At 69.3% G+C, this 16,591-nt stretch carries 17 protein-coding genes; 11 read left to right on the top strand and 6 right to left on the bottom strand.

Features of this window, described 5'->3' with window-relative positions; translation table 11 throughout:
- Positions 1–84: 84 nt before the first annotated feature.
- A complete protein-coding gene (locus tag ABZW96_RS34000) occupies positions 85–834 on the bottom strand; it encodes an IclR family transcriptional regulator (RefSeq protein ID WP_355080493.1) in 750 nt (249 codons plus the stop codon).
- 257 nt (positions 835–1,091) lie between these two features.
- Between ABZW96_RS34000 and ABZW96_RS33995 the strand changes: the two genes are divergently transcribed.
- From ABZW96_RS33995 to ABZW96_RS33960, 8 genes are read left to right on the top strand one after another with little or no spacing between them, the layout of a single operon-like run.
- The gene (locus ABZW96_RS33995) at positions 1,092–2,126 is read left to right on the top strand and encodes an NrtA/SsuA/CpmA family ABC transporter substrate-binding protein (protein ID WP_355080492.1); all 1,035 of its coding nucleotides are present in this window, start codon (positions 1,092–1,094) and stop codon (positions 2,124–2,126) included.
- Between the two features lies 1 nt (position 2,127).
- On the top strand, positions 2,128–2,967 hold the full coding sequence (locus tag ABZW96_RS33990; RefSeq protein WP_355080490.1) for an ABC transporter permease subunit: 840 nt from the start codon (positions 2,128–2,130) through the stop codon (positions 2,965–2,967).
- Positions 2,964–3,743 (top strand): ATP-binding cassette domain-containing protein, encoded by a 780-nt coding sequence (locus tag ABZW96_RS33985; RefSeq protein WP_355080488.1) that lies wholly within the window; start codon positions 2,964–2,966, stop codon positions 3,741–3,743. The genes ABZW96_RS33990 and ABZW96_RS33985 overlap by 4 nt, the downstream gene beginning before the upstream one ends.
- On the top strand, positions 3,740–4,765 hold the full coding sequence (locus ABZW96_RS33980; protein WP_355080486.1) for an ABC transporter substrate-binding protein: 1,026 nt from the start codon (positions 3,740–3,742) through the stop codon (positions 4,763–4,765). Before ABZW96_RS33985 ends, ABZW96_RS33980 begins: the two co-directional genes overlap by 4 nt.
- Positions 4,762–5,862 carry an LLM class flavin-dependent oxidoreductase gene (locus ABZW96_RS33975; protein WP_355080485.1) on the top strand — a complete coding sequence of 367 codons (1,101 nt, stop codon included), beginning with the start codon at positions 4,762–4,764 and terminating at the stop codon, positions 5,860–5,862. Before ABZW96_RS33980 ends, ABZW96_RS33975 begins: the two co-directional genes overlap by 4 nt.
- Positions 5,859–7,028, top strand: a complete 1,170-nt coding sequence (locus tag ABZW96_RS33970) for an LLM class flavin-dependent oxidoreductase (protein WP_355080483.1) — start codon at positions 5,859–5,861, stop codon at positions 7,026–7,028. Before ABZW96_RS33975 ends, ABZW96_RS33970 begins: the two co-directional genes overlap by 4 nt.
- A 14-nt stretch (positions 7,029–7,042) precedes the next feature.
- Positions 7,043–7,750 (top strand): class II aldolase/adducin family protein, encoded by a 708-nt coding sequence (locus ABZW96_RS33965; RefSeq protein WP_355080481.1) that lies wholly within the window; start codon positions 7,043–7,045, stop codon positions 7,748–7,750.
- A 32-nt stretch (positions 7,751–7,782) separates the two neighbouring features.
- The gene (locus tag ABZW96_RS33960) at positions 7,783–8,724 is read left to right on the top strand and encodes an ABC transporter substrate-binding protein (RefSeq protein WP_355080479.1); all 942 of its coding nucleotides are present in this window, start codon (positions 7,783–7,785) and stop codon (positions 8,722–8,724) included.
- Positions 8,725–8,789: 65 nt separating this feature from the next.
- On the opposite strand, the gene ABZW96_RS33955 is transcribed toward ABZW96_RS33960, so the two are convergent.
- On the bottom strand, positions 8,790–8,945 hold the full coding sequence (locus ABZW96_RS33955) for a hypothetical protein (RefSeq protein WP_355080477.1): 156 nt from the start codon (positions 8,943–8,945) through the stop codon (positions 8,790–8,792).
- Positions 8,946–9,322: 377 nt separating this feature from the next.
- Here ABZW96_RS33955 and ABZW96_RS33950 point away from each other — a divergent pair, with 377 nt between their 5' ends.
- Positions 9,323–9,604: a hypothetical protein gene (locus ABZW96_RS33950; protein WP_355080518.1), complete on the top strand. Its 282-nt coding sequence runs from the start codon at positions 9,323–9,325 to the stop codon at positions 9,602–9,604.
- On the opposite strand, the gene ABZW96_RS33945 is transcribed toward ABZW96_RS33950, so the two are convergent.
- The gene (locus tag ABZW96_RS33945; protein ID WP_355080476.1) at positions 9,582–12,812 is read right to left on the bottom strand and encodes a BTAD domain-containing putative transcriptional regulator; all 3,231 of its coding nucleotides are present in this window, start codon (positions 12,810–12,812) and stop codon (positions 9,582–9,584) included. The two genes, ABZW96_RS33950 and ABZW96_RS33945, sit on opposite strands and share 23 nt — an antisense overlap.
- Positions 12,813–13,111: 299 nt before the next feature.
- Here ABZW96_RS33945 and ABZW96_RS33940 point away from each other — a divergent pair, with 299 nt between their 5' ends.
- Together ABZW96_RS33940 and ABZW96_RS33935 are read left to right on the top strand one after the other, a co-directional pair.
- Positions 13,112–13,699, top strand: coding sequence for an NAD(P)H-dependent oxidoreductase (locus tag ABZW96_RS33940; protein WP_355080475.1), 588 nt, complete (start codon positions 13,112–13,114; stop codon positions 13,697–13,699).
- A 137-nt stretch (positions 13,700–13,836) separates the two neighbouring features.
- Entirely contained in the window at positions 13,837–14,388 is a 552-nt protein-coding gene (locus ABZW96_RS33935; protein WP_355080473.1) for a dihydrofolate reductase family protein, read from the top strand.
- Positions 14,389–14,443: 55 nt separating this feature from the next.
- On the opposite strand, the gene ABZW96_RS33930 is transcribed toward ABZW96_RS33935, so the two are convergent.
- From ABZW96_RS33930 to ABZW96_RS33920, 3 genes are all read right to left on the bottom strand, one after another.
- Positions 14,444–14,686, bottom strand: coding sequence for a hypothetical protein (locus tag ABZW96_RS33930; RefSeq protein ID WP_355080471.1), 243 nt, complete (start codon positions 14,684–14,686; stop codon positions 14,444–14,446).
- A 301-nt stretch (positions 14,687–14,987) separates the two neighbouring features.
- On the bottom strand, positions 14,988–15,968 hold the full coding sequence (locus ABZW96_RS33925) for a DUF5996 family protein (protein WP_355080469.1): 981 nt from the start codon (positions 15,966–15,968) through the stop codon (positions 14,988–14,990).
- Between the two features lie 217 nt (positions 15,969–16,185).
- Positions 16,186–16,380 (bottom strand): hypothetical protein, encoded by a 195-nt coding sequence (locus tag ABZW96_RS33920; protein ID WP_355080467.1) that lies wholly within the window; start codon positions 16,378–16,380, stop codon positions 16,186–16,188.
- Positions 16,381–16,591: the final 211 nt, after the last annotated feature.

Below are 16,591 nucleotides of genomic sequence, written 5' to 3'. Positions count from 1 at the left end.
CTCGCGCTACGAATTACGCGTCAAGAATAGGGTGACGCATCCACAATGAGCGGTAATTCGGCCGATTGGTCCGTTTCCGGAGAGTCAGTCGGCGGCGGCGAATCTGGCCGCGATCTCCTGGGCGGTGACCTTCGCGAGTTCGACGAAGAACGGAACCCGTTCGGGAATCATCAGTGTCGTGGGGCCGCGCAGACCGAGTGCGAACCGGCAGCGGCCCGCCGGATCGAGGATGGGCAGGCCGATGGTGCGGAAGCCCGGATCGAGTTCCTCGTCGTTGTAGGCGTATCCGCGCTCCCGCGTGGTGACCAGCTCGGCGCGCAGTTCACCGGGGCCGGATACCGAGCGCTCGGTGCCCTCGTCGTAGGGGAGTTCGCGTAACTGCTCGTCGGTGGCCTCGGACCAGGCGAGCAGGGCCTTGCCGAGCGCGCTGGCGTGCAGGGGCAGCCGCACGCCCTGCAGTTTGTGCCCGTCGGTCTCCCGCCACCGGCTGGTGCCGAGCAGCACGGCGTGGATGCCGTGGCGGGTGGCGACCGAGCAGCTTGCCCCGGTGGTGCCCGCGAGCTGCTCCAGATACGGTTCGGCGAGGTAGATCCGGTGCTGGCGGTAGGCGATCTGCCCCCACTCGGCCAGCGCGCCGCCCATGCGGTATCGACTGGATTCGGCGTTCTTCTCCAGAAAACCCGCCTGCACCAGCGTGGTCAGCAGCCGGTGCGTGGTGCTGACCGCCAGACCCTGTTGCCGCGCGACCTCCGAGACGCCGCGCTCCCGGCCGTCACGGAAGCAGTCCAGCACGGAGAGGGCGCGGGTGACGGTCTGCACGCCGGAGGGTTCCACGACTGTGACGGTAACACAAGCATGCGGACCAGAGAGTTTGCTCTTTCCGTTATTTGGAAAACTCTCGTGTGAGCAGCGTGGACCGATCGGCGATGGCGGGGTCCGATCCACATTCACAGTCGCATTAAGTCCGGGCAGTACAGAGAGCTCGATATGTCAAGCTTTCCGATCTACGGAAAGCATTACCTCGTGACCCCGCGCTGCCGTCCCTACTCTCCGAGAGCATTGATCGACGATTCGGACAAGGAGTCCTCACGATGTGGCGGCAAGCCCTCATGCGCATCGCGCTGGCGATCGTTCCCCTAGTCGCACTCGTCGCCGCGTGTGGTTCGGACACCGACCGCGACACCGGCGCAGGCGCTTCCTTCGTGCTCAAGGTCGCCGACCCGGGGAACTCCGGGCCGCTGGCGGTCGGCAAGCGCGACGGCACCTTCGATGCCGCGCTGGCACCACTCGGCGCGAAGATCGAGTGGGTCAGCATCACCCCCGGCTTCAGCTCCAACCTGAAGTTGTTCAACACCAGAGAACTCGACGTCTCCGGCGCGGCGTTCAGCCCCGTCGTCGGCGCGCTGTCCAAGGACGTCGGTGTGCGGATCGTCGCGGTACAGGATCCAGCGGGCAAGGATCAGAGCGGCATCATCGTCACTCCGGAATCGGGCGTGCACTCGGTCGCCGAGTTGGTCGGCAGGCGCGTGGCGGTGAACCCGGCGGCCAAGGGCGAATACATCCTGCTCAAGGCGCTCGCGCAGGCAGGCGTCCCGGCCGACAAGGTGACCAGGGTTCCGTTGCAGCAGAAGGACGCCGCCTCGGCGTTCGCGACCGGCAAGGTGGACGGCTGGTCGTCGTTCCTGGTGCCCTACCAGGAGGCCAAGGCCAACGGCGGCGTCGAGATCGCCACGGAGAAGAGCATCGGCTCCAACGACAACTCGGTGGTGGTGTTCCGCACCGAGGTGCTCGATCAGCGTCCGGACATCGCGGCGAAATACCTCGAAGTGCTGCAGGACCTCACGGCGAAGCAGCGCGCCAACCCCGCCGAGTTCGAGAACGTCTTCGAGAAGACCGGCCCGCGCGCCCTGTCGGGCCAGCGGCTGTCGGACGCCTACCGGGTGGGGGCGGAGGCCACCGTGCCGCACCTGCCGAACGAGACCGACGCCACCGCGCTGGCCGACGTGGTGAACACCTTCTTCGACAACGGCGTCGTCACCCGCAAGGTCACCGCCGCCGACATCTTCTACGACCTGAAGTCGAAGCTGACGCCCGAGCAGCTGGCATCGGTGAAGGCGGGCAGCTGAGATGGCGGTCGTCGTGGCGGCCGGGCTGGGGCCGACCGAGCTCGCCCCGCCCCGCACGCGCGTCGGCAAGCGCAGGCCCGCATGGTTTTCCGTGCCGCTGCGGTTCCTGCTCCCGGCAGTGATCGTGGCAGCTTGGTGGGCGGGTTCCGCGAGCGGAGCGATCTCCGAGCGCGTGCTGGCGGGACCGCCCGCGGTGTGGACGGCGTTCACCGAATTGCTCGGCACCGGCCAGTTGTTCGACTTCGCGGTGGCGTCGTTCACCCGCGCCGCGTTCGGCGTCGGGATCGGCGTGGCCATCGGGCTGGCGCTGGGGTTGGTCTCCGGGTTGTCCGGTCTCGGTGAGGAACTGGTCGATTCGACCATGCAGATCCTGCGCGCGGTGCCGTTCCTTGCGCTGGTGCCGCTGTTCATCGCCTGGTTCGGCATCGACGAGCTGTACAAGGTGCTGCTCATCGCCGTAGCGACGGTCGCGCCGATGTACGCCTACACCTATCTCGGCGTGCGCAACGTCGATCGCAAGATGGTCGAGGCCGCCCGCAGTTTCGGTCTGATCGGGCCGCGGCTGGTGCTGGAGGTCATCCTCCCCTCAGCGCTGCCCGGCGTGCTGATGGCGCTGCGCGTGTGCCTGTCGATCAGCATCACCGGTCTCATCGCGGCCGAGCAGGTCGGCACCAAGGAGGGCGTCGGCTACCTGGTCACCTTGGCCCAGGAGTACAACCGCACCGACTACATGGTGCTGTGCGTGGTGTTGTACGCACTGCTCGGCCTGGTCTTCGACGGGTTGGTGCGGCTGGCGGAGCGCTTCGCTATGCCATGGCGCGGACAGGTGGCGATCCGATGACCACCATTACCGAACCTGGAGCCGAGGTGGTCACCGCACCCGCCGGGGAGGAGCCGGTCGCCGTCTCGATCACCGGCCTGCGCAAGTCGTTCGGCGCCAAGACCGTGCTCGACGGCGTCGACCTCACCATCCGGCGCGGCGAGTTCGTCGTCCTGCTCGGGCCCAGCGGCACCGGCAAGACCACACTGCTGCGCCTGCTCACCGGACTGGAGGCGCCGGACGCGGGACAGGTGCTCGTCCCGGCGCGGCGCACCACCGTCTACCAGGAGCCGCGGCTGATCCCCTCGAAACGGGTGCTGGCGAACGTGATCGTCGGACAGCGGCGTTCCCGGCGCAACCGCGAAGCCGGGTTACGCGCACTGGCCGAGGTCAACCTCGACGGCAAAGCCAGGCAATGGCCCGCCACGCTCTCCGGCGGCGAGGCGCAGCGCGCGGCGCTGGCACGCGCCCTGGTTCGCGAACCGGAACTGCTGCTGCTCGACGAACCGTTCGCGGCGCTGGACGCGCTGACCCGCCTGCAGATGCAGGATCTGGTGGGCGATCTGGTGGCCCGGCACCGTCCCGCGGTGCTCATGGTGACCCACGACGTCGACGAGGCGATCCGCCTGGCCGACCGGGTACTGATCCTGGACAAAGGGCGCTTCGCCGTGGACGTCGACATCGACGTGGCCCGTCCGCGCGACCGCGCCGACCCCGAAACCCTGCATTTCCGATCACTTTTCCTCAGCCGGCTCGGCGTGGGTAGCACCACGTCCGCTCCAAGGAGTGCCTCATGACCGACACCCTCTGGTACACCCGCTGCCCGGTGCCCACCGCGAGCGGGCTCGCGCACAGCCTCGGCTGGCTCGGCGACGCCGCCACCCGGGCCGGGCTCGAGTTCGGCGTCCTGCAGGACGCCGGGCCGGAATTGGCCGGCCACCATTTCCTGCACGATCTGTCCGGGCTGATCCGCGAGGGCGGCAACGTTCCGGCCCTGGCGGCGCGCGCCCAGGGCTCGCCGACCCGGTTGATCGGACTGACCTGGATCGATGAGGCGCAAGCCATTCTGGTCGGTCCGGAATCCACCGTCGGGGGCCCCGCCGAGCTGGCCGGTCTGCGCATCGGCGTCCCGGCGTGGGCGCGGGACCAGCCGCGCAGCTTCCCCCGCGCGATGGCCTTGCACGGTTTCGCGAACGCGCTGCGTCTCGGTGGACATACCCTCGCCGACGTCCGCGTGACCGAGATCGGCGTCGAGCGGAACCCGCAGGTGCGCACGGAGGTCCAGGCGAATCGCCGCGTGGTCACCTGGGGCGTCGAGGAGTTGCTGCGCGGCGAGGTGGACGCCATCTATGTCAAGGGGGCCCGGGCGCAAGAGGTCGCCAGGGAGCACGGCCTGCGCGTCGCGGTGGACCTGGATGCCACCGAGGCCAAACGCTTCCGGGTCAACAACGGCACGCCCCGCCCCATCACCGTGCACGAGGAGCTACTCCAGGCGCGTCCGGAGGTGGTCGTCGAGTTCCTCGCGCAGAGCCTGCGCGCGGCGGACTGGGCCGCGGGCGATCTGAGCGGAGTGCGGGACGTGCTCCAGCGGGAAACCCTGTCCGGTCCGGAGGGGGTCGTCGCGGCGTACGGCGAGAACTTCCACCGGGATCTGCACCCCTCGTTGTCGGACGAGCGGATCGAGCTGATCGGCGTGCAGAAGCAATTCCTCTACACGCATGGATTCCTCGCCGCCGACTTCGACCTGGATTCCTGGGTCGCGCCCGAGCCGCTGGCCCGGGCCAGGGAGATCGTCGAGTCCGGGAAGGTCCCCGCATGACAGAGTTCTTGTGGCGCTTGCCTTCCCGTGGAGACGGCCGCCACGCCCGCCCAGATCGACGCAATCGCGGCGGATTCGGCGGGCCCGCGCCGGTGACGCCGGTGACCGACCTGCGGCCGGGGCGGTTCGGTCCGTTCGACGACCTCGCCCAGATCGTCGACGCCGCCGAATTGGCCGGGCTGGACGGCATGCTCGCGCCCTACGATCCGCACGGCGAGGAATCGTGGATCGTGGCTGGCGGCGCCCTGCGCGGCACGCGGTACTCGCGCGTCGTCGTCGAATTCCAGCCCGCTTTCGGCACTCCGGTCTATGCCGCGAAGATGTCGGCCACCCTGCAACGCATTTCGGGTGGTCGCTTGGCCTGGCAACTGGCCCTGGGCACCGATCCCGACGACGCGCGAGCACGCGGTGATCGCGTCACCGGTGACGACCGCTACGCCAGGGCCGCGGAGTTCCTGACCGTCGCCCGTGGCGTATGGAACGACGCTCCGGTGCCGTCGGCGGGATTCGCCGGTACCGGATTCCACTACGAGGGCGCGTATTACGACGTGATCGACGGCGGTTTCCGCGGCATCCTCTCCGGGCTGCCGTTCCCGACGGTCTACCTGTCCGGCGATTCCGCGGCGGCGCTCGAGCTGTCGGCCGAGCACGGAGACGTGCACGTCTTCACCGAGACCGCGGCGGGCGTGGATACCGCTATCGCCGACCTGCGCGAACGCGCGACGGCGGCGGGACGCGCGGTGCGCGCCGGACTGGAGCTGCCCGTCGTCGCGCGGGAAACCGAGGACGAGGCGTGGGCCCGCGTCGAACGTCAGTGGCGCGAGGTGCGCCCGGACGGCACCGGCGCGCGGCAACACGATCTGGGCGACGGCCGCTGGGCGGGGTTCGCCGAGCTCGGATACGCCGCGAACATCGGCCTCGTCGGCAGCTATGAGCAAGTAGCGCACCGTCTTTCGTCCTATGTGACGGCGGGCGTCGACAGCGTGGTGCTCTCGGGACACCCGCACATCGAGGAACTGCACCGCGCGGGCGAACACCTGTTGTTCCTCGCCGACCCGGCCGGCCGCACGCTGACCGCGCAGGAGGCAACCGCATGACCATCGACATCTACTGGCGCATCGGCATGGAAGGCGACCACGCGTCGCTGCGCACGCCGCGCCGCTACAACCGCGGCCACGCCAACGGTTACGGGCCGGGCAATATCGCACCGGCCATCCGCGACGGCGCGCTCGACGGCTACGGCTACATCGACCACATGGCCGCGGTCGCGAAGGCTTCCGAATCGGCCGGATTCCTCGGCGGCCTGCTGCCGTCGTTCCCCGTGACCGACGACCCGTGGGCGGTCGCGGCGGCCCTGGCCAGGGAGACCACCACCTACCGGTTCATGGTCGCCTTCCAGCCCGGCTTCCTGCATCCGGTGCAGGCCGCGCGGATGTCGGCGAGCCTGCAGCGCGCGACCGGCGGCCGGTTGGTCTACAACATCATCAGCGGCGGCGGTGGTCCCGCCCAGCTGTGGTGGGGCGACAAGGTCGCCCACGACGACCGCTACGCCCGCACCAGCGAATTCCTCGACGTGCTGCGCGGCGTGTGGGACGGCGAGCCCTACGACCACGACGGCCGGTTCTTCCGCACCGAGAGTGCGGCGCTCGCGCCGGGCATCGCCGGTCAGCCTTTCCCCGAGGTGTACTTCTCGGGGTCGTCCGCCGCCGCGGTGCACGCCGCGGGCAGACACGCCGACTACTACCTGTCCTGGCTGGAGCCGTTCGCCGATCTGCGCGCCAAGTTCGACGGCGTCCGCGCGAACGCCGAAACCATCGGCCGTACACCGAAATTCGCCGTCCGCATCGACGTCCTGGCCCGCCACACCGAGGAAGCGGCCTGGGCGGAGATCGAGAAGGGCTGGGCTTTCGTCGACCGTGGCGCGGCCGAGCGCGCCGCCAAGGGCGATTCGGTCGGGGCCGCCCGCATCCAGGGCTGGGTGCCCGAGACCATCACCGGCTACCGGGACCTCGAGGTCGAACCCAACGTCTGGTGCGGATTCAGCCTGATCCGAGGCGGTCCCGCGTTCGGCCTGGTCGGCAGTTACGAACAGGTGGCGCAGCGGCTCGACGAGCTGATCGATCTCGGCGTCGACGCGTTCATCCTCGCGGGCAACCCGCATCTCGAGGAGGCCTACCGCGTCGGCGAAGAGGTGCTCCCGCTGCTCGGCCGATCCCGGCTCACCGCGTCCGCCGCCGCGGCATCCCTTTCCCCCGCTCGATAGATTCAGGAGAGACCATGACCACCACCGAGACCCGGTTGCCGGAGTCCGTCACCGCTTTCGTCGCCGCCGCTGTTCGCGACGCCGAGAAGGCATTCCGGGTGTTCCGGGAGACCGGCACCGTCGCGGGCAACGGCACCGTCAATTTCGTGGAGCGAGTGCCCGGCGAGGAGATCGCCGTCGCTCTGAACGAACCGGGCCCGTGGGCCGATGACCGCACCGTCGCGCCGGTGGTCGCCACCTTCGACGGCGAGGTGCTGTCCGGCACCGGCTCCGCGGGATTCGTCACCGGGTACGCGAAGGTGTTCCGCGCGCATCCGGAAATCACCTCCGTGGTGCACATCCACACACCGTGGCTCGGTGGATGGGCGCAGACCCATCGCACGCTGCCGATCCGCTACGCGGCCGCGCAGCGGCTGACCCTGTCCCGGGCCGTTCCGCCGCACATCGATCGCAGCATCGGCGCGGGCGATTTCATCCTGTCCAAGCTGGTCGACGACCCGGATCTGGTCGCGATCTTCGAGGCCAACGGCGGCGCGAACGTCATCGGACGCTCGGGACTGCTGGAGCTGGCGAAGTTCGTGGTGCTGCTGGAGGAGGGCGCGCAATATCAGGCGATCGCCGAAACCCTCGGCGGCTCGGTCGAATTCGACCCGTCCAATCTCGCGGTGCAGTGGGGCCGCACCGGTCTCGCCGACGAGGCGCGCCGCCGCGGCTTGATCTGACCGGCCCCGCACATCGAGATCGAGGAGCGATCATGACCATTCGTGTCGGCTACTTCCCGCACAACAACTCCCTGTTCGTCCTGCGCCACCGTGGCATCCTGGAAAACCTGCTGCCCGACGTGGAATGGGTCGACCTGCGCGAGCTGCCGCGCCCGGCTCCGGTCGACCCCGAGCGCGGACTGCCGTCGCTGCATTCGGATCATCTGTTCGACGGCGGCTACGACTTCATCGGCACCGGCTTCACGCCGCCGGTGACCGCGCTCGCCAACGGCCGCGACATCGTCTACGTCGGTATCTCCGGGCCGCGGGTGGAGAACGGCCGCCTGGTCGCCAAGGCCGATTCCGGCATCGAGACGGTGCTGGATCTGAAGGGCAAGCGGGTCGGCATCGCGCACGGTTCCTGGCAGACCACGCTCGCGCTGTTCGCGCTGGACCAGGCGGGCCTGGCCTGGAAGGACATCGAGCCGGTGGACGTCGACGTGCACGACGGCGGCGCGGCTCTGCTGCGCGGCGACCTCGACGCGTGGGTCGGCGCGTATCCGGGTCTGGCCGCGGTCGAGGCGGCCGCCGACCTGCGCACTCTCGTGGACACCGAATCGCTGTTCAGCCACCCCTCGCTGTGGTTCACCCGCCGGGACTTCGCCGAAGGCAACCGCGAGGCGCTGACGGCGATCATCACGGCTCTGCAACAGTCGGACGCGTGGATCAAGGCGAATCCGCGCGCGGCCGCCCAGTACTTCGTGGACGACGTGGTGGCTCGCGGCGGGACGGCGAGCCTGGACGCGTGGGAAGCCGCGCTGCGTGGCAGGCCCTTCGGTGTCGAACCCGTTTCCGAGGACTTCCTGGACGAACAGCAGCATGCGGCCGATCTCCTGGCCGCCAACGGCCTGCTGCCGCGGACAGTGCGGGTCCGGGACGCGGTCGTGCCGTGGATCGGCGACACGGTGCGCGCCGAATCCGGCGTAACGGCGTAAATCGGAGGAAACGGGCGGGCCGGGGTGTCGCAGCGATCCCCGGCCCATTCGGCTGTCCGGGAAGGTCAGCGCGGCGAGATATCCGGACGGCCGCCGTGCCTTTCGGTGGAGCGCAGCTCGAACCAATAGGCTGCGACGACGGTGGCGTAACCGGCCACAACGGCCGTCGCCGTGACGATCAATAGTGTGATGAGCAGTGGAATCAAGAAAGCGGTGTGCATTGTGCCCTCCCCGCGGTCACGGTGATCTCAGCGGAAGGTTCGGCGCCGCACTGCACCGATGTCATATCAGCCCCTGCACCTAATGAAATCCTAGAGGTCGCAGCCTTGTCCGGCACGGGGAAGGGCTGTGAGTTGAATCATGCGCACGACGGTGTGTCGCGCGGAACACCCCTTCGCAATGCGGTCTAATCGATCTTGTCACGCGTTTTCCGGCAATTATCCGGCAAACGGGATACGATCACGACGCGGAACCGCCGGAACGGCGGCCGTGGGCCTCGCAGTGCCCGTGGCGCGCCGAACGTCTCGGTAGCGCAGCTCTTTCTCTCGAATTGTCTCCGGCATCACCTCGGCATGCGAAAAGGAGCACGAACGTGAGCATGATTCTCGCCGCGCTGCACGACACAGTGATCGCGCAGCAATTCGATAATCCGACCGCCGAAGAGCCGCCGCTGGCGGACAAACTGATGCAGATGGGCCGCTACTTCACCTGGTTGGTGCAGCTGTCCGGCATCACGGCGATCACTTACGGCGGGGGCAGATTCGCGTGGGAGAAATGGAACGGCGGCACCCTGCAGTCGCCGAAGATGGTCGCCAGCGCGATGGCCGGTGGCGCGGTGGCCACGAGCGCGGGCACGATCATGAACTCGATCGTCGGCTGACCCCAACCGCGCGGGCCGCGAGGTCGCGCGCCTCGAGCGGAGTCGACCGCGTTCCCGCGGAGTGGCGCTCGGTGAAGGCGTGCTCGCCGAGCGCCACGGTGGCGCGGTTCGCCGGACGGTCGATGTCGGGGCGTTCGGCCGGAAGCAGCGCGATGCCGTTGGCCTCGCGCACCGCCGCCGCCGAGCCGAGCAGCTGTGCCGCGATCTCCGGCAGGCCCAGCTCGGTGAGCGCCGAGGCGAGCGCGGCCAGGGCGAAGGCGGTGTCGCGTGGTGCGCCGATGCGTTGCGCGCCGTCGAACGCGGTCAGATAGAGGTCGAACGCGGTGCTCGGTTCGCCGCGCTGTTCCAGGATGTAGCCCAGCTCGACTTGCAGCATCGGCAGGAACAGCGGCGTCTCCTCACCCGCGGCCAGCGGGAGGGCGAGTAGTTCGCGCAGAATTCGCTCGGCGGCAGCGGTTCGGCCGTCGCGGCGCGCGGTGAAAGCGAGCACGAGCGCGGCGAACAACCGGCCCGGCTCGTACCCGTGTTCGGCCGCGATGCGCTGTGCCTGTTCGCCGAGCGCCCGCGCCCGGCCGAAATCGGTGTGTTGCATGGCGATCCAGCCCAGCCAGCACAGATGGGTGCACGCCTGCCCCCACAGCTCCAGCTCCTGCGCCAAGCCGAGTGCTTCGGCGTGGATATCGGCGGCGGAGGTCAGATCGCCGGTGAGTTCGGCCAGGCCGCCGAGCCATTCGGCGGCCTGGAGCCTGCCCCAGCGGTCGTCGAGTTCGGCGAACAGCCGGGCGGCCGTGCGGGCGTGCCGCTCCAGCGCCGGGAGATCGACCCGATTGTGGGCTGCCTTGGCCAGCGCGACGTGCGCGGCGGCCACACCCCAGCGGTCGCCGAGATCGGTGCAGACCGGAAGAGCTTTGCGCAGCAGCGCTTCCAACTCCTGCACGTCACCGGAGTCCAGTGCGGAGAAGCCGAGGAAAAGTTCCGCGCGCGCCCGCCCGGCCGGATCGTCGACCATGTCGTACAGATCGAACACGGCGGCGCGCTTGGCCGAACCGTCCTCGAAATCGCCTTGCTGGAAAGCGAATCCGACGCTCCACGCCAGCGCTCGCGCCCGGTGCCGTGGCGAGCCGCCGAGCGCCAGCGCGGCGTCGAGCCAGCGCCGCGCCTCGGTCGGCCTGCCACGCAGCTGCCAGTACCAGGCGAGCGCGTTCACCAGCCGCAGGGCCTGATCCGCGTCGCCCGCGCGCACGAAACCGTCCAGCGCCGCGCGTAGATCGGCCGATTCGTCGTCCAGCCGACGCAACCAGCGACGCTGGTCGGCGCCGTACAGCTCGGGCTCGGCGCGCTCGGCCAGACCCAGGTGATACCGATGGTGGGCGAGGTGCACCGCGTCGAACTCGCCCGCATCGGCCAGCCGGTCGAGGCTGAACGCGGCCACCGATTCCAGCAAGCGGTAGCGCTGTCCCGCCGGGTGCACCAACGACCGGTCGACCAGCCTGCCGATCACGTCGGCGACGAGCGACGCGTCCACCGCGGGCTCGGCGCCCGCCGAGCACACCGCCTCCGCGGCCGCCAGGGTGCAGCCGCCCGTGTGCACCGCGAGCCTGCGCAACACCGCCTGCTCGGTCGCGTCCAGCAGTCCCCAGCTCCAGTCGATCATCGCCGCCAGCGTCTGCTGCCGCGGCGGCACGCCGCGATGCCCGGTGGCCAGCAGCTTGAAGCGGTCGTCGAGCCGGGCGACGATCTCGTGCACGCCCAGCGCGCGTACTCGGGTGGCGGCGAGTTCCAATGCCAGCGGTATGCCGTCGAGCCTGCGGCACAGCGTCGCGACCGACGTGGCGGCATCGGCGTCGAGCGCGAAATCACGGGCGCCCGCGCGCGCTCGGGCTACGAACAGCCGCACCGCTCCCGCTCGGGCGATCTCGTCGAACGCCGCGTCCCGCGCGGGCACATCGAGGGGTCGCAGCGCGACGACGTCCTCACCGGGCAGCCGCAGCGGTTCCCGGCTGGTGGCCAGGATGCGCAGCCGGGGAGCCGCGCCGAGCAGCGTCTCGGCCAGATCGGCGGCGCGATCCACCACGTGCTCGCAATTGTCCAGGACGAGCAGCAGTTCCTGTTCGGCCAGCGCCTCGCACAACGACGCGGTGATGTCGGCGCCGTCGGCGGCACGGATGCCGAGCACACCGGCCACGGCGTCGGCGAGGAACGTGGCGGCATCGGTCGCGGTCGGTTGCAGCGCGGCCAGTTCCACCAGCCAGGTGCCGTTGGCGAATCGCTGGGGCAGCACCGCCGCGGCGGCGAGCGACAAGCGCGTCTTGCCCACGCCGCCGGGCCCGGTGAGCGTGACCAGCCTGGCGTTCTCGACGGCGTCGCACAACTGCGCGAGGTCGCTGTCGCGGCCGATCAGCTCGGTGCGCTGCGCCGGAATGTTCGAGCTGCGCCGACGGGCGACCACGATCTCCGGCGGCGCGGCCTGCGGCAGATCCTGGGCCAGGAGCGCGCGCTGCAGCGCGACCAGCTCCGGGCTCGGATCGATGCCGAGTTCGTCGGCGAGGTGCCTGCGCAGATCCTCGTAACCGTTGAGCGCCTCGGCCTGCCTTCCCGCGCCGTACAACGCGCGCAGGTGGGCCGCGCGCAGCCGCTCGCGCAGCGGATGCGCCGTCACGACTTCGCTGAGCTCGCCGGCCACTTCGCGGTACTCGCCCAGCGTCAGCCGCGCCTCCGCCAGTTCCTCCACCGCCACCAAGCGCTGCTCTTCGAGTTGCGCGATGGCGGGCTGGGCGAATGCCGCGTCCCGGAAATCGGCGAACGCGGGCCCGCGCCAGAGAGCGACCGCCGCGGCGAGCGCCCGGGCCCGCTCGGCGGTGTCGGTCGTCGCTCGCGCGGACGCCACCAGTGCGCGGAACTCCTGCGCGTCGGTGTCGGAGGCGGCCAGCCGATACCCGGGCGGCGGGGACACCACGAGGTCCCGGCCGCCGGGTTCGGCGTCTTCCAACGCCCTGCGCAGTTGCGAGGCCTTCGCCGCCAGCGTGCCCGCCGGATTGCCGGGCGGGTCGTCGGTCCAGATGTCGTCGATCAGCCGGTCGCCCGATACCGGTTGGCCGGGCGTGACCAGCAGGTCGGCCAGCAGTGCCCGCACCTTGGCCCCCGGAATCGGCACTACGGCGCCCGCATCCGTCCAGACCGTCAAGGGACCCAGCACCCCGAAACGCATTGGGGCAGCCTATGCGAGCGGCGGCGGAAGGCGACCGCAAACAAATCGGAAGGTGGCGCGCCCACGATGAGAACGCCGAAGGCCGAACTCGTGGAAGGAAAGCACGATATGCCACTCATCGCGACTATCGCACGTCGAATCAGCGGTGGTGAGAGTCCTATCGAGGAGGCGTCTGCCTGTCTGAACAGACCGCGCGGGGACCGCAGGGTGCACCCGGTACCCGGACAGCGACGGGTGCCGGGCGACGCCGATCGACACACGAGGCCGGGAGCCGATGCGCCACCGGTGCGGGACGTGCGATGAGGGCACCCCGCCGGGTACGGGTGGCGCTGATCGTGGGCAGCACCCGCACAGGTCGCTTCGGCCCCACGGTGGCGGAGTGGTTCGCCGGGCGGCTGGGCCGCCGCCGCGATATCGACGTGGACCGGATCGATCTCGCGGAGACCGGGTTGCCCGATCGATTACCCGATCCCGACGAGCCGCTACCGCCCGCCGTCCGCGCGCTCGGCGAACGGCTGGCCGCCGCGGACGCGTTCGTCCTGGTCACTCCGGAGTACAACCGGAGCTTTCCGGCCGCGGTGAAGAATGCCGTCGACTGGTTCGACGCGGAGTGGGCCGGCAAACCGGTGACTGTGGTGGGATACGGCGGCGACGCCGACGGCGGTCACGCCGCCGCCCAGTTGCGTCCCGTCTTCGGCGAACTGAACGCGGTCCCCATCCGCCGCACGGTCACCGTGACCAAGGTCTGGCAGCGCTTCGCGAGCGACGGCAGCTGGCCGCGCCGCGACGCGGAACTCGACGAGGCCGTCGACGCCACGCTGGACCAGCTCATGTGGTGGGCCCGCGCCTTGCGCCAGGCGCGGGCCGAAACGCCGTTCGTGCGGTAGAAAGCAACCTCGAACACCGGTTCGCCCGAAACGACGGACCGACCGTAAACAAACCGTAAGGCGCGGCCAGCAGAGTCGTTGTCGACAGCGGCACCGGGCCGCACCCGGCGACCGCCGCACCCGATGAAAGGAAAAACATGGGAACCATCGCAGTCCACGAGTTCATCGCCCTCGACGGCGTGTACGAGGATCCGTCCTGGACCTTCGAGTACGGGTTCGACCCGAAGATGGGGGAGACCCTCGCGGCGATCACCTCGGCGTCCAAGGCGATCCTGTTGGGCCGCACCACTTTCGAGATGTTCGCACCGGCCTGGTCGACCCGCACCGTCGAGGACGACCCGGGGGCGCCGTTCTTCAACGACACGACGAAATACGTCGTCGGTGCGAGCGAGCCGCAGGTGGAGTGGGCCAACAGCACCCGCGTCGGCGCCTACGACCCGGAGGTCATCCGCAAGCTGAAGGACGAGATCGACGGCGTCATCTACATCAGCGGCAGCGGCACACTGGTGCGGGCGTTGCTCGCCGACGGCTTGATCGATGATCTGCACCTGTTCGTCTACCCGATCGCACTCGGGAAGGGCAAGCGCTTGTGGAGCGACGGCGTCGACGCGACCAAGCTCGCGCTCAAAGAGCACGAGGTCTACGCCAATGGCGTCGTCCACCTGTCCTACGGTCCGGCCGAGGGCTGATCGCACGCGGACGGGCGGCCCGTTCGGGCCGCCCGGGCGATCGCCGGTATGGGTATCAACGCCCTCCGGTGCAGTAGCCCTCTGGGGTGTACTGGCACGGGCGCTCGTTGCGTCCTTGGTATCCGCCGTGGTTGCTGCTCCGGGCGCGCTCGCCCACTCCGGAACCGCGCTTGTCGGCGGGGTTGTGGGAGTACCGGTCGGCTGTGGTGGTCACCGTGGATTCGGGCGAAGCGACTGCCGCCGCCATGACGACCGCTCCGCCGATCAGCGCCGAGGCCACCACTCGACGCACTGTCACGCGCTTGCTGGTGTTGTGCATTAGTTCATCCCGTCGATTAACGTGCCGTCATATAACGATACATTCATCGGTGATCCACCGGATAGCGCGTTCCCATCGGTGGGAAGCTATGTGTCGCGAAACGGGCTGTGAACTGCGGCTTTGATCAAGTTGTCCTCGCGGTCGAGGAAATCTCTACCCTGACCAACGTGCCGTTGTACGGGTCACTCAACGGTGGATCCATGCTGTCCTCGCGGACCGTAGAAGGCGGGCGTCAGGCCCTCGCCCCGAAGGAATCGGCGACGGGCGGCGCCATGCCGGATCACTCGCCCGGCGGCCGTGGCGTGCCCATCTCGTGCGCTCGGCGCTTGTGCTTCCAGCGGTGCGGGTCGGCTTCCAGGGCGGCGCGGTCCCAGTGGCCCAGATCGGCGGCGGCCTCGTAGGTCGTCTCGAGGAATTCGAGCAGCGCGCGTTCCGGGGTGGGGGCGGTGCGAACGGCCTCGTACGGCAGGAGGAACTGGCCGTTCTCCCGGCTGTAGAAGGCTTCTCGCGGGCCGACCGGGTGTTCGGCGAATCCCGCGGGCTCCGGGTACGCGTAGGCGTAGAAGGCGCCCTCCGACCCGCCGCCAGGCCAGAAGCCGCAACTGCTCAGTTCGTGTGAGTAACCCTCGATCATGACCCAGTCGCCACAGTTCGGCGCGCCACCCGGGTGTCGCGGAGCCGCCCGCCCTGAGAAACGGGTGCACGCCAAGTCCATCGCGCCCCAGAAGAAGTGCACCGGACTCACTTTCCCGATGAAGCGCGCGCGGAACTCGTGCATGACCCGGTCGGCGGCCAGCAGTTGCCGCCAGAACAAGGTGGCGGCCGCGGCGTCGTAGGAGCGATGCTCGTAGTCGTCGGCGAACGGGATGGCGAGTTCGACCTCGTTGGGCTTGGCCTCGATTCGCACCGGAATCCCGAGTTCCTCTAGCGCCGCGACGGTTTCGGCGTAGAAAACGGCTACCGGTTTGGGTTCCAGCGTGACCTGCCTGCTACGGCCGTCGCTGGACCGGATGTGCAGTCGATGATCGAGGAAATCGAATTCGATGTCGAAGCATCCCGCCGGGTGCGGAATGGCGGAGGTGGTCAGCCCTCTCGGGCTGACGTAGAAGGTGACCTGCCACCAATGGTTGACCAGCGGGGTGTGTGAGAGCCTGATCTTGCCGATGATCTGCGTCCACATGTGCAGCGTCTCCCGTGTGGGAGTCCAGTCATCGACGCGCAACACCGGCCACGGCTCGGGCGCGGTTTCTGAGCCTGTCACTGCCGCACCTCCGTCGTCTCGGGATTCTCGGTGCCAGTGCCGCACGCGGACGCCTGCGAAGGCGCAGCGCAGCGCCCACCGTACCCGGTGCGCCTACGTCGTGAAGCAGAACATGCCAAACGGTTGGCAACTGTTTGGCAACATCGCGGGCTGTGGCGGCAGCTCGGACCGATCGGCTCGGCGGACCAGAAGGAACGGCTCGCGGCGGGGCGAAGCGTCAAGATCGCCGGGGCCACCTGTCGTGCGGCGATGGCATGCCCGCCAACGGCAGCGCTGCGCTCCGATCGGTCGCCCGGGCTTTCCGGCGGGGATTCGGATCCCACACCATCGCCGCGGCCGCACCGCCGAGCAGAACCACGACGATGGCAACGATCACCACCCACAGCAGTACCACCGCTATTTCTCCAGTCATCCCCGTCCGCTCCATATGGCGCGTTATCCCCAGGCGGACAATTACTTTCGTGATTGCGAGCATTCTTCACACGTCGCGTGCGCCTGCGCGAATCGACGCGCGGATTTCGTGGTGTGCCAGCACCCGGGCACACGGAATTTGGGATACGTCTGGTAACGCATAATGGCGCGACCGGACGCGCCCTCCCGCACCGCTCACCGCGGCGCGGCCC

This window comes from Nocardia sp. NPDC004168, from assembly GCF_040610355.1.
Taxonomy (GTDB): Bacteria; Actinomycetota; Actinomycetes; order Mycobacteriales; family Mycobacteriaceae; genus Nocardia; species Nocardia sichangensis.
This window is presented reverse-complemented; position numbering and strand designations above follow the sequence as displayed.